A 12,635-nucleotide genomic window follows, 5' to 3' on the forward strand; every position below is an offset into this window, starting at 1 on the left:
GTGAATGCGTGGAATGTGATATTATAACATTCGTTGACTTCTTCAAGCTTAAAATGACATGACGACATTGGTTTCTCTTGAAAATATTTCGGTCTCATTCGGGCAGCGCCGCGTCCTCTCTGACGTGTCGCTCGATCTGAAGCCCGGCAAAATTCTGACGCTGCTCGGCCCCAATGGCGCAGGCAAATCCACCCTGGTGCGCGTGGTGCTGGGTCTGGTCGCACCCGATGAAGGCGTGATTAAGCGCGAGGAAAAATTGCGTATTGGCTATGTGCCGCAAAAACTTCATCTCGACGCTACGCTGCCGCTGACGGTCAGCCGTTTCCTGCGTCTGCGCCCCGGCACCCGTAAAGCCGATATTCTCCCGGCGCTGAAACGCGTGCAGGCGGGCCATCTTGTCGATGCGCCGCTGCAAAAACTGTCCGGCGGTGAAACTCAGCGTGTTTTACTTGCCCGCGCGCTGCTGAGCAGCCCGCAGCTGCTGGTACTGGATGAGCCAACTCAGGGTGTGGATGTGAATGGTCAGGTTGCGCTTTATGATTTGATCGACCAGCTACGTCGGGAGCTTGATTGCGCCGTGCTGATGGTGTCTCACGACCTGCATCTGGTGATGGCAAAAACCGACGAAGTGCTGTGTCTTAACCACCATATCTGCTGCTCCGGTACGCCTGAAGTGGTGTCAATGCACCCGGAGTTTATCTCTATGTTCGGCCCCCGCGGCGCTGAACAGTTGGGCATTTACCGTCATCATCATAATCATCGCCATGATTTACAGGGACGAATCGTACTGCGTCGGGGAAATGGACACTCATGATTGAACTGTTACTGCCCGGCTGGCTGGCCGGGATTATGCTTGCCTGCGCCGCGGGCCCACTCGGCTCGTTTGTTGTCTGGCGCAGAATGTCCTATTTTGGCGATACCCTGGCGCACGCGTCTCTGCTGGGCGTTGCCTTTGGTCTGCTGCTGGATGTAAACCCCTTCTATGCGGTGATTGTGGTCACGCTGCTGCTGGCCGCCGGTCTGGTCTGGCTGGAAAAGCGCCCTCACCTCGCCATTGATACGCTGCTTGGCATTATGGCGCACAGTGCCCTGTCTCTGGGCCTGGTGGTGGTCAGCCTGATGTCGAACATCCGCGTGGATCTGATGGCCTACCTCTTCGGCGACCTGCTGGCTGTGACGCCGGAAGATCTCATCGCTATCGCCGTTGGCGTGGTGGTGGTGCTCGCTATTCTGCTCTGGCAGTGGCGGAATTTACTTGCCATGACCGTCAGTCCGGATCTGGCATTTGTCGACGGCGTGAAGCTGCAGCGCGTGAAACTTCTGCTGATGCTGGTGACGGCGTTAACGATTGGTGTCGCAATGAAGTTTGTCGGCGCGCTGATTATTACGTCGCTGCTGATCATCCCTGCCGCCACGGCGCGTCGTTTTGCCCGTACGCCGGAGCAGATGGCCGGCGTAGCCGTGATTATCGGGATGATTGCGGTAACGGGTGGGTTAACGTTCTCGGCGTTCTATGACACGCCTGCGGGGCCGTCAGTGGTGCTGAGTGCGGCGGTGCTGTTTATTTTCAGTATGATGAAAAAGACCGCGAATTAACATGGAGGGCGCAGAAGCCCTCACCGGCCCTCTCCCTCAGGGAGAGGGAACAAAACATTACGGCATTGCCGGTGGCGTAATGCCGAAATGATTCCACGCCCGCACCGTTGCCATACGTCCACGCGGGGTGCGCTGCAGAAAGCCCTGCTGGATCAGATACGGCTCCAGCACATCTTCAATCGTCTCACGCTCTTCCCCAATAGCCGCAGCCAGGTTATCCAGCCCGACCGGGCCGCCAAAGAACTTATCCAGCACCGCCAGCAGCAATTTACGGTCCATATAGTCAAAGCCTTCGGCATCGACGTTCAGCATATCCAGCGCCTGGGCAGCGATCTCGGCGGAAATCGAGCCATCGTGCTTCACCTCGGCAAAGTCACGCACGCGGCGCAGCAGGCGGTTGGCGATACGCGGCGTACCGCGGGAACGCTTCGCCACTTCAAACGCGCCCTCTTCGCTCATTTCGAGCCCCATATAGCGGGCGCTACGGCCAACGATGTGCTGGAGGTCCGCGACCTGGTAAAACTCAAGACGCTGAACGATGCCGAAACGGTCGCGCAGCGGAGAGGTCAACGAGCCGGCGCGGGTGGTGGCGCCAATCAGCGTAAACGGCGGCAGATCGATTTTTATAGAGCGCGCGGCCGGGCCTTCACCGATCATGATATCCAGCTGGTAATCTTCCATCGCCGGATAGAGCACTTCCTCCACCACCGGGGACAGGCGGTGGATCTCATCGATAAACAGCACGTCATGCGGTTCGAGGTTGGTCAGCATCGCCGCGAGATCGCCCGCCTTCTCCAGCACCGGGCCGGAGGTGGTGCGCAGGTTGACGCCCATCTCATTGGCAACGATATTCGCCAGCGTGGTTTTGCCTAAACCGGGAGGGCCAAAAATCAGCAGGTGATCGAGCGCATCGCCGCGCAGCTTTGCCGCCTGGATAAAAATCTCCATCTGGGAACGAACCTGCGGCTGGCCGATATACTCATCAAGCAGTTTTGGACGAATCGCGCGATCCACCACGTCATCTGCCTGCATAGTGCCTGCCGACACCAGGCGGTCTGCTTCAATCATCCTTTACCTCACAATGCAGCGCGCAGCGCTTCACGAATCAGGGTTTCACTGCTGGCGTCCGGTCTGGCAATTTTGCTCACCATTCGGCTGGCCTCCTGAGGTTTATAGCCCAGCGCCACCAGCGCGGCAACCGCTTCCTGCTCGGCGTCATCATCCGTCGCAGGGCCGCCAGGAGAGGTCAGTACCAAATCAGCTGCCGGAGTGAACAGATCGCCATGCAGACCTTTAAAGCGGTCTTTCATCTCGACAATCAGGCGCTCGGCGGTTTTCTTACCAATGCCCGGGAGCTTAATCAGCGCCGCAGGATCTTCGCGCTCGACGGCATTCACAAACTGTGGTGCCGACATGCCGGACAAAATCGCCAGCGCCAGCTTCGGACCGACGCCGTTGGTTTTAATCAGCTCGCGGAACAGGGTCCGTTCCTGCTTGTTATTGAAGCCGTACAGCAGCTGGGCATCTTCACGCACCACAAACTGGGTAAAGACTATCGCCTCTTTGCCCGCGTCCGGCAGCTCGTAGAAGCAGGTCATCGGCATATGGACTTCATAGCCCACGCCACCCACTTCCAGCAGCACTAACGGGGGTTGTTTTTCAATGATGATGCCTCTGAGTCTGCCTATCACGTGACGCTCCTGCGTTCTGGGAGAAATTAACTGCCGACATAATAAAAAAAGGCTGGATGTTTATCCAGCCTGATTTCTGATTATCGTAACCTGCCTCGCGCCAGATTGAGCCGCGACTCGCTCATTTGCATCGCGTTCTGGCTGACGTGACAGTGGGTAATCGCAATCGCCAGCGCATCCGCGGCGTCGGCCTGCGGGTTCGCGGGAAGCTTCAGCAGGGTACGCACCATATGCTGCACCTGGCTTTTCTCCGCGCTCCCAATGCCCACCACCGTCTGCTTGACCTGACGCGCCGCATATTCGAATACCGGCAAATCCTGGTTCACGGCAGCGACGATGGCAACACCGCGCGCCTGACCGAGCTTTAGCGCCGAATCGGCGTTTTTCGCCATAAAGACCTGCTCGATGGCGAAATAGTCCGGCTGAAACTGGGTGATGATCTCCGACACGCCCGCATAAATGAGCTTCAGGCGCGAAGGAAGATCGTCCACTTTGGTGCGAATACAGCCGCTGCCCAGGTAGGTTAACTGGCGCCCCACCTGACGGATAACGCCATAACCGGTGACGCGTGAGCCTGGGTCAATCCCGAGAATAATCGACATCACGCGTCTCCTGTAACGGGTTTAAACGCTCTCATCAGAGAGTCGCAGCAACCTCATCAGAGATTTCACCGTTGTGGTACACTTCCTGCACGTCGTCGCAGTCTTCGAGCATGTCGATCAGACGCAGCAGTTTCGGTGCCGTTTCCGCATCCATGTCCGCTTTAGTGGACGGGATCATAGAGACTTCAGCGTTGTCCGCCTTCAGGCCAGCCGCTTCCAGCGCATCGCGCACGGCACCCATCTCTTCCCACGCGGTATAAACGTCGATAGCACCGTCATCGAAGGTTACCACGTCTTCCGCACCGGCTTCGAGCGCCGCTTCCATGATCGCATCTTCGTCGCCTTTCTCGAAGGAGATGACGCCTTTTTTGCTGAACAGGTAAGCAACGGAACCGTCAGTGCCCAGGTTGCCACCGGTTTTGGTGAACGCGTGGCGCACTTCCGCAACGGTACGGTTACGGTTGTCGGACAGACACTCAACCATCACCGCAGTACCGCCAGGGCCGTAACCTTCATAAATGATGGTTTCCATGTTCGCGTCTTCGTCACCGCCCACGCCACGTGCGATTGCACGGTTCAGGGTGTCACGCGTCATGTTGTTAGACAGCGCTTTATCCACCGCCGCGCGCAGACGCGGGTTAGAAGCCGGGTCGCCGCCGCCCAGACGCGCTGCTGTCACCAGCTCGCGAATGATTTTGGTAAAGATCTTACCGCGCTTGGCATCCTGTGCCGCTTTGCGGTGTTTGGTGTTGGCCCACTTACTATGACCTGCCATAAAAAGTTCTCCAAAAATCGCGCCTTCTCAGGCTGCGTTAATTACAAATTCTTCAATCGCCTGCCGGTTGCTCCACGACTTGGTCAGTGCGGCGGCATCCGCCGCATTCACCCAGCGGTAGGTCAGGTGTTCGGTAAACACGATCTCCCGTTCATGGGGGAGCGCGAGACAGAACCACGACTCCGTATTGCGCTCGGTACCCGGCGCGTAGCGATGACGTAAATGGCTAAAAATTTCAAACTCCACCGTGCGCTGGCAGTCCTTCAGGGTCAGTTGCTCGCGGGCAACGTCAATGGTGACCTCTTCCTTTACTTCGCGCGCGGCGGCCTGCAACGCGGTTTCCCCCTCTTCCAGACTGCCGGTTACCGACTGCCAGAAATCAGGGTCATCGCGCCGCTGCAACATCAGCACCCGCTTCGTGTCTTCTGCATAAATGACCACCAGGACCGAAACGGGAAGCTTATATGCCATATCAGTTTTTCTCTTCCTTCTTCACCACTTCAATGCCCAGCTCGGCCAGAGAGGCCGGGTTGGCAAAGCTTGGCGCTTCGGTCATCAGACACGCTGCGGCAGTGGTTTTCGGGAAGGCAATAACATCACGAATGTTATCGGTGCCGGTCAGCAGCATGGTCAGACGGTCAAGACCGAAGGCCAGACCCGCGTGCGGCGGCGTACCGTATTTCAGAGCGTCCAGCAGGAAGCCAAACTTCTCGCGCTGCTCCTGCTCGTTGATGCCCAGAATGCCGAACACGGTCTGCTGCATTTCGCCGCTGTGAATACGCACGGAACCGCCGCCCACTTCGTAGCCGTTGATAACCATGTCATAAGCGTTCGCGACCGCATCTTCCGGTGCCGCTTTCAGCTCTGCCGCCGTCATGTCTTTTGGCGAGGTAAACGGGTGGTGCATTGCGGTCAGGCCGCCTTCACCGTCGTCTTCAAACATTGGGAAATCGATAACCCACAGCGGTGCCCATTTGTTTTCATCGGTCAGGCTCAGGTCTTTGCCGAGCTTCAGACGCAGCGCGCCCATCGCATCCGCCACGACTTTCTTGTTGTCTGCGCCGAAGAAGATCATGTCGCCGTCCTGCGCGCCGGTGCGCTCAAGGATCGCTTCCACGATGTCCGCGTTCAGGAATTTCGCTACCGGGCTGGTGATGCCTTCCAGACCTTTCGCACGCTCGGTCACTTTAATATAGGCCAGACCTTTCGCGCCGTAGATCTTGATGAAGTTGCCGTAGTCGTCGATCTGCTTGCGGCTCAGGGCAGCACCGCCCGGTACACGCAGGGCCGCTACACGGCCTTTAGGATCGTTAGCCGGGCCAGCGAAGACGGCAAACTCAACGCCTTTCACCAGGTCTGCTACGTCCACCAGCTCCATCGGGTTACGCAGGTCTGGTTTGTCAGAGCCGTAACGACGCTCGGCTTCAGCGAAGGTCATGATAGGGAAATCGCCCAGTTCAACGCCTTTCACGTCGTTCCACAGGCTACGCACCAGGGCTTCCATCACTTCACGCACCTGCTCGGCAGTCATGAAGGAGGTTTCCACATCGATCTGGGTAAATTCTGGCTGGCGGTCAGCGCGCAGGTCTTCGTCGCGGAAGCACTTAACGATTTGATAGTAGCGATCGAAGCCGGACATCATCAGCAGCTGTTTGAACAGCTGTGGAGACTGCGGCAGCGCGTAGAATTTGCCTTTATGAACGCGGGATGGGACCAGGTAATCGCGCGCGCCTTCCGGCGTGGCTTTGGTCAGCATCGGGGTTTCGATGTCGAGGAAACCGTGGTCATCCATAAAGCGACGCACCAGGCTGGTGATTTTCGCACGGGTTTTCAGGCGCTGAGCCATTTCCGGACGACGCAGATCCAGGTAGCGGTATTTCAGACGCGCTTCTTCAGTGTTGACGTGGTTGGAGTCCAGTGGCAGCGCTTCTGCACGGTTGATGATCACCAGATCGGACGCCAGCACTTCGATGGCGCCCGTCGCCATGTCGGCGTTGACGTTTTTCTCGTCACGCGCACGCACGGTGCCGGTAACCTGAATGCAGAACTCATTACGCAGCTCAGAGGCCAGCTTCAACGCATCTGCGCGATCAGGGTCGAAGAACACCTGGACGATACCTTCGCGGTCGCGCATATCGATGAAGATAAGGCTACCAAGATCACGACGACGATTGACCCAACCACACAGGGTTACCTGCTGTCCGACGTGGGACTGACGCAGCTGCCCGCAATATTCTGTACGCATGAGATATCCCTTAATTAGCCGCAGGCTAAATGTCGCCTGGTATGCAGGCTACTATGTCGCAGCTTTCTGTATGTCACAACTGGATGAAAAAAGGCGGCTATTATACTGGAAATTCCGCCGGACGATAAGAGCGAACCACGGCCAGGCGGTCGTTTGCTGCACTCTTATTGCGCATTCTCACAAAAATTAACAAAATTATCCGACCAGGAACAGGCCATCACATCGTATGGTGTCTGGAAGTGATTCATTTAACGGGAGTAACGATGTTAACACTAGATGCCAGTAAAACCGCACTTGTTGTGATTGATTTACAGGAAGGCATTCTGCCCTTCGCCGGTGGCCCGTATACCGCGGATGATGTGGTCAGCCGCGCAGCTCGCCTGGCGGAAACATGTCGTGCCAGCGGTGCGCCTGTTGTCATGGTGCGCGTCGGCTGGTCCGCGGATTACGCCGAAGCGTTAAAACAGCCCGTTGATGCCCAGGTTCCTGCACGCGCCCTGCCTGAAAACTGGTGGACGTACCCGGCCTCACTTGGCAAACGCGACAGCGATATTGAAGTAACCAAACGCCAGTGGGGCGCATTTTACGGTACCGATCTCGAACTGCAGCTCCGCCGTCGCGGCATCGACACCATCATCCTGTGCGGCATTTCCACCAACATCGGCGTGGAGTCTACCGCCCGCAACGCGTGGGAGCTGGGCTTTAACCTGGTGATCGCCGAAGATGCCTGCAGCGCGGCCTCCGCGGAACAGCACCAGGGCAGCATGACCCATATCTTCCCGCGCATTGCCCGCGTGCGCAGCACGGATGAGATTGTCAGCGCGCTATGATGTACGTGGGCCTGCCCCAGTGGTCGCACCCGAAATGGGTGCGCCTTGGCATCACCAGCCTTGAGGAATATGCCCGGCACTTCAACTGTGTCGAGGGTAACACCACCCTGTATGCGCTCCCCAAAGCCGAGATTGTTACGCGCTGGCGGGAACAAACGACCGACGACTTCCGCTTCTGCTTTAAGTTTCCGGCCACCATTTCCCACCAGGCCGCGCTGCGCAACTGCGGTGATTTGACCGAAGAGTTTTTTACGCGCATGTCGCCGCTGGCGAACCGCATTGGTCAGTACTGGATCCAGCTACCCGCCACGTTTGGCCCGCGCGATTTACCTGCGCTCTGGCAGTTCCTGGATGCCCTGCCCCGTGAATTCACCTACGGCGTTGAAGTCAGGCATCCTGAATTTTTTGCGAAGGGCGAAGCAGAAAAAGCGCTCAATCGCGGCCTGCTTGAGCGTTCCGTTAACCGGGTGATCCTCGATAGCCGGCCGGTGCACAGCGCTGTCCCCCATAGCGAAGCCATCGTTGAAGCTCAGCGTAAAAAACCGAAAGTGCCGGTCCACGCCATCGTGACCGCGCATAATCCAATGGTCAGGTTTATCGGCAGCGATAACATGCAGCAAAATCAGGCGATGTTCGCCGTCTGGCTGCAAACGTTAGCGAAGTGGGAACACACCACCACGCCGTATCTCTTTTTACATACGCCGGATATCGCCCAGGCGCCCGAACTGGTCGATGCTCTGTGGCAGGCCTTGCAGGCTGCGGTGCCGTCCGTGGGCAGCGCCCCTTCCATCCCACAACAATCTTCTCTTTTCTGATATCACCCCCTATCATAGTGAAGTGCCATCTGCCAAAAACAGGGAGTTTGTATGGTCAGCGCGCTGTATGCGGTGTTAGGTGCATTACTGCTGATTAAGTTTTCATTTGATGTTGTGCGCCTCAGAACGCTGTACCGCGTCTCTTACGGTGACGGCGGATTTTCCGAGCTACAAAGCGCTATCCGCATTCATGGCAACGCGGTCGAATACATCCCCGCAGCCTTAATCCTGCTGCTTTTTATGGAGATGAATGGCGCAGAAACCTGGATGGTGCACATCTGTGGCCTGCTTCTTATTGCTGGCCGCCTGATGCACTATTACGGTTTTCACCACCGCTTAATCCGCTGGCGTCGTTCCGGCATGAGTGCCACCTGGTGTTCGCTTTTGCTGATGGTGCTGGCTAACCTGTGGTATATGCCGTGGGAGTTGGTTTTCTCCCTTCATTAGCGCACAATACGCCACTTTATTTTTCCCGGATTTTTACGTTATGTCAGATCGCGACACGCTTTTTTCCGCGCCTATCGCCAGCCTGGGCGACTGGACCTTCGATGAACGGGTAGCCGAAGTCTTCCCGGATATGATCCAGCGCTCTGTTCCCGGTTATTCCAATATTATCTCTATGATCGGCATGCTGGCTGAGCGCTTCGTTCAACCCGGCACGCAGGTCTATGACCTGGGCTGCTCGCTCGGCGCGGCAACGCTGTCGGTTCGTCGTAACGTTCACCACGAAGGCTGCCGAATCATTGCCGTCGATAACTCCCCGGCGATGGTTGAACGCTGCCGTCGCCACATTGACGCGTACAAAGCTCCTGTTCCGGTAGACGTGGTGGAAGGCGATATCCGCGAGATTGAGATCAATAACGCGTCGATGGTGGTGCTGAATTTCACTCTGCAGTTCCTGGTGCCTGAAGACCGCCAGCTGCTGCTGGACAAAATTTATCAGGGGCTGAATCCCGGCGGCGCGCTGGTGCTCTCGGAGAAATTCAGCTTCGAAGATGCCGTGGTTGGCGAACTGCTGTTCAATATGCACCACGATTTCAAACGGGCGAACGGCTACAGCGAGCTGGAGATCAGCCAGAAGCGCAGCATGCTCGAAAACGTGATGCTGACGGATTCCGTAGAAACCCACAAAGCGCGTCTGAGCAAAGCCGGGTTTGAGCACAGCGAACTGTGGTTCCAGTGCTTTAACTTTGGCTCTCTGGTGGCGCTAAAAGCGGGAGAATCCGCATGATCGAATTCAGTAACTTCTATCAGCTGATTGCCAAAAACCAGCTCTCCCACTGGCTGGAAACCTTGCCCGCGCAGATTGCCGCCTGGCAGCGCGATCAGCAGCACGGCCTGTTAAAGCAGTGGTCAAACGCGGTGGAGTTTCTGCCCGAACTGACCCCGCATCGTCTGGATCTTCTGCACAGCGTAACCGCCGAGAGCAAAGAGCCGCTTCCGGCCGGGCAGATCAACCGTATCGAAACGCTGATGCGTAACCTGATGCCGTGGCGCAAAGGGCCGTTTTCACTTTACGGCGTGAACATCAATACCGAATGGCGCTCGGACTGGAAATGGGATCGCGTGCTGCCCCACCTTTCCGACCTGACCGGACGTACCATTCTGGACGTGGGCTGCGGCAGCGGTTACCACATGTGGCGCATGATTGGCGCGGGGGCGCATCTGGCGGTCGGTATTGACCCGATGCAGCTGTTCCTGTGCCAGTTTGAAGCGGTGCGTAAGCTGCTGGGTAACGACCAGCGCGCGCACCTGCTGCCGCTGGGTATTGAACAACTCCCTGCCCTGAAAGCCTTTGATACCGTCTTCTCCATGGGCGTGCTGTACCACCGCCGTTCCCCGCTTGAACACCTGTGGCAACTGAAGGATCAGCTGGTCAGCGGCGGCGAGCTGGTGCTGGAAACGCTGGTGATTGAAGGCGATGAACATGCCGTTCTGGTGCCGGGCGATCGCTACGCGCAGATGCGCAACGTTTACTTCATCCCTTCCGCGCTGGCGCTGAAGAACTGGCTGGAGAAGTGCGGGTTTGTGGATGTGCGGATTGCCGACGTCAGCGTGACCTCAATTGAGGAACAGCGCCGCACCGACTGGATGATCACCGAATCGCTGGAGCAATTCCTCGACCCGGCCGACCACAGCAAAACCATCGAAGGCTATCCAGCCCCGATGCGTGCGGTGTTGATTGCGACGAAGCCGTAGCCTTTAGCCGGGTGGCGGCTACGCCTTACCCGGCCTACTCGTAGCACGTTTTCTCCGAAATAGTTCAAGTTGCAGCAAGGCGGCAACGCAGCGAATCCCCGGGAGCTTACATCAGTAAGTGACCGGGGTGAGCGAGGCGGCCAACGCAGCTGTGGCTTGAAATATAAAGGAGAAAAAAAGGCCCCTGTTGAAATTGCAGGGGCCTGGTACAAGCAAGCATCATATTGGGCGACATGATGCGCGGTAAAAATCGGTACGTTGCTACACGTGATGGCGCTCAATCAGCGACTTCATTTCCGCAACCGACTCTCCCTCTACGCCATAGCGTGAATACTCATCCGCTTCAGCATCCGTCGACATTGACAATCCTGTATTGCGATAACGCATGGGTGAAGGTATCCATTTACCCGCGGAGCTGTGCAGCTCTTCTACCCCTGCGTTTAAAAACCGTTCCAGATTGCTGGCGCGGACTCCCGCACCCGCCATTATTATTGGAACACCGGAATGTGCTTTTAGTTCCGTAATTAATTGCAGTCCTTTTTCAGCTGACGCCTGCTGACCCGATGTCAGGATGCGCGCCACGCCAAGTTCTCCAAGCGTTTCAAAGGCCTGAAGCGGGTTTTTACACATATCAAATGCGCGATGAAAAGTGACGGCCAGCCCCTGCGCGACGCTCATAATCTGACGCATGCGCGGTATATCGATATTGCCGTCTTCATTCAGCAGGCCGGTCACCAGCCCCGGAAACCCCAGGTCCCGAACGAGCGCGATATCATCAAGCATGGCACTGAACTCGCCCGCCGTGTAACAAAAATCACCGCCGCGCGGACGAATGATCGGGTGAACGGGAATGGTGACGGCCTGACGGGCAGACTTCAACACGCCGTAAGACGGCGTCAGCCCACCCTCTTTGGGTGCCGCACACAGTTCAATGCGGTCAGCCCCGTGCTTTTGCGCGGTCACGGCACACTCCACGCTGTAACAACAAATCTCCAGCAGCGCCATTTAATCCTCCTGAAATTCCACTAAACGACACATCATGCCACGCCGTCTGTTTTCAGTCCCGGCGTGAACTCACATCTCTTACGCTTCGCTGGCAACGATCTGCTCAATGGTCCACGGATGAAACTTCACCGTGACCTGCCCGTCAGTGACGGCCAGCGTCGGGTTAGGTAACCGCTCGCGCTCGCCTTTGGGTGAACTCGTCTTCACAAAAATCCCCGGCTTGCTTAAGCCTTCGTCGGAAAGGAGGACCAGCGCGCGCGCGTTCAACGTTTCCGGCTCACCCGGCAGGACTATTTCGATATGCTCCCAGCCTTCGTGCGGATAGCGTTTCTCGCCCGGCCACGGCAATTCAACCACGCTGAATTGCCAGTGCGCCACGTTCACCGATTCATGCAGTTTGAACAGGCAAATCGGGCGACCATTGATGATGTTCTCGGAGAGCAATTCGCCACACCGTTCGAACCCGCGACGCCAGCGCTCAGCGGTGGCATTCTGATGACAGCGCAAAGAGATGTGATCGGCCTCAAGCGGCGCGATATCCAGACCGAGACGGGTGGCAAGTTCTGTGAACGCCTTTGTGAAGCGCGGTAAATCTGCGGAAATATCATGCAGTTCGTCAATGGATTGCCAGTTCGCCATAAGTCACTCTCTTTTCATGTCGCAAAGCCGCTAATTTACTCTGTTGCCCTGTTTTGACCAACCGCAGAATCCGGCTTTTTGCGACTGCATGATTATGCACACCTTTACCGCCTGGATTCTGAGCAATCTTCAGGCCCCGCAATGCTGACGCCAGAGGGCATTTGCAGTATACTCCCGCCCTAAATTCTTTAACTGGCGCGGGCGGTTGTAAGCCCGCATCAAAAACGTAAGGTATCCA

15 protein-coding genes are annotated in these 12,635 nt (G+C 56.9%); 7 read left to right on the plus strand and 8 right to left on the minus strand.

Annotation, left to right across the window (positions count from 1 at the left end):
* Positions 1–58 precede the first annotated feature (58 nt).
* Both znuC and znuB read left to right on the plus strand, forming a co-directional pair.
* Positions 59–814 carry a zinc ABC transporter ATP-binding protein ZnuC gene (znuC, locus tag ACZ6J2_RS04935; RefSeq protein WP_023312233.1) on the plus strand — a complete coding sequence of 252 codons (756 nt, stop codon included), beginning with the start codon at positions 59–61 and terminating at the stop codon, positions 812–814.
* Positions 811–1,596, plus strand: coding sequence for a zinc ABC transporter permease subunit ZnuB (znuB, locus tag ACZ6J2_RS04940; protein WP_029741768.1), 786 nt, complete (start codon positions 811–813; stop codon positions 1,594–1,596). The genes znuC and znuB overlap by 4 nt, the downstream gene beginning before the upstream one ends.
* Positions 1,597–1,653: 57 nt before the next feature.
* Here the strand turns inward: znuB and ruvB are convergent, their stop codons facing one another.
* The 6 genes from ruvB to aspS all read right to left on the minus strand — a co-directional run bounded on the left by ruvB (position 1,654) and on the right by aspS (position 6,909).
* Entirely contained in the window at positions 1,654–2,664 is a 1,011-nt protein-coding gene (gene ruvB / locus ACZ6J2_RS04945) for a Holliday junction branch migration DNA helicase RuvB (protein WP_471724995.1), read from the minus strand.
* A gap of 8 nt (positions 2,665–2,672) precedes the next feature.
* Complete coding sequence (gene ruvA, locus ACZ6J2_RS04950) at positions 2,673–3,287, minus strand: Holliday junction branch migration protein RuvA (protein WP_348561377.1); 615 nt, start codon at positions 3,285–3,287, stop codon at positions 2,673–2,675.
* A gap of 80 nt (positions 3,288–3,367) precedes the next feature.
* Entirely contained in the window at positions 3,368–3,889 is a 522-nt protein-coding gene (gene ruvC, locus ACZ6J2_RS04955; protein WP_003859749.1) for a crossover junction endodeoxyribonuclease RuvC, read from the minus strand.
* Positions 3,890–3,923: 34 nt separating this feature from the next.
* Positions 3,924–4,664 (minus strand): YebC/PmpR family DNA-binding transcriptional regulator, encoded by a 741-nt coding sequence (locus ACZ6J2_RS04960; RefSeq protein WP_008500447.1) that lies wholly within the window; start codon positions 4,662–4,664, stop codon positions 3,924–3,926.
* A 27-nt stretch (positions 4,665–4,691) separates the two neighbouring features.
* On the minus strand, positions 4,692–5,135 hold the full coding sequence (nudB, locus tag ACZ6J2_RS04965) for a dihydroneopterin triphosphate diphosphatase (protein WP_032658557.1): 444 nt from the start codon (positions 5,133–5,135) through the stop codon (positions 4,692–4,694).
* A 1-nt stretch (position 5,136) separates the two neighbouring features.
* The gene (gene aspS, locus ACZ6J2_RS04970; RefSeq protein WP_023312238.1) at positions 5,137–6,909 is read right to left on the minus strand and encodes an aspartate--tRNA ligase; all 1,773 of its coding nucleotides are present in this window, start codon (positions 6,907–6,909) and stop codon (positions 5,137–5,139) included.
* A 263-nt stretch (positions 6,910–7,172) separates the two neighbouring features.
* Between aspS and ACZ6J2_RS04975 the strand changes: the two genes are divergently transcribed.
* From ACZ6J2_RS04975 to cmoB, 5 genes are read left to right on the plus strand one after another with little or no spacing between them, the layout of a single operon-like run.
* Entirely contained in the window at positions 7,173–7,739 is a 567-nt protein-coding gene (locus tag ACZ6J2_RS04975; protein ID WP_471724997.1) for a hydrolase, read from the plus strand.
* Positions 7,736–8,554, plus strand: a complete 819-nt coding sequence (locus tag ACZ6J2_RS04980) for a DUF72 domain-containing protein (protein WP_047061095.1) — start codon at positions 7,736–7,738, stop codon at positions 8,552–8,554. Before ACZ6J2_RS04975 ends, ACZ6J2_RS04980 begins: the two co-directional genes overlap by 4 nt.
* A gap of 51 nt (positions 8,555–8,605) precedes the next feature.
* Positions 8,606–9,001 carry an MAPEG family protein gene (locus tag ACZ6J2_RS04985; RefSeq protein ID WP_021240443.1) on the plus strand — a complete coding sequence of 132 codons (396 nt, stop codon included), beginning with the start codon at positions 8,606–8,608 and terminating at the stop codon, positions 8,999–9,001.
* 40 nt (positions 9,002–9,041) lie between these two features.
* A complete protein-coding gene (gene cmoA / locus ACZ6J2_RS04990; protein ID WP_471725000.1) occupies positions 9,042–9,785 on the plus strand; it encodes a carboxy-S-adenosyl-L-methionine synthase CmoA in 744 nt (247 codons plus the stop codon).
* The gene (gene cmoB, locus ACZ6J2_RS04995; RefSeq protein WP_471725001.1) at positions 9,782–10,753 is read left to right on the plus strand and encodes a tRNA 5-methoxyuridine(34)/uridine 5-oxyacetic acid(34) synthase CmoB; all 972 of its coding nucleotides are present in this window, start codon (positions 9,782–9,784) and stop codon (positions 10,751–10,753) included. The genes cmoA and cmoB overlap by 4 nt, the downstream gene beginning before the upstream one ends.
* 261 nt (positions 10,754–11,014) lie before the next feature.
* On the opposite strand, the gene cutC is transcribed toward cmoB, so the two are convergent.
* Together cutC and ACZ6J2_RS05005 are read right to left on the minus strand one after the other, a co-directional pair.
* Positions 11,015–11,758: a copper homeostasis protein CutC gene (gene cutC, locus ACZ6J2_RS05000; protein ID WP_471725002.1), complete on the minus strand. Its 744-nt coding sequence runs from the start codon at positions 11,756–11,758 to the stop codon at positions 11,015–11,017.
* Between the two features lie 78 nt (positions 11,759–11,836).
* Positions 11,837–12,397 carry a VOC family protein gene (locus tag ACZ6J2_RS05005; RefSeq protein ID WP_471725003.1) on the minus strand — a complete coding sequence of 187 codons (561 nt, stop codon included), beginning with the start codon at positions 12,395–12,397 and terminating at the stop codon, positions 11,837–11,839.
* Positions 12,398–12,635 lie beyond the last annotated feature (238 nt).

This window comes from Enterobacter sp. E14S (assembly GCF_055666685.1).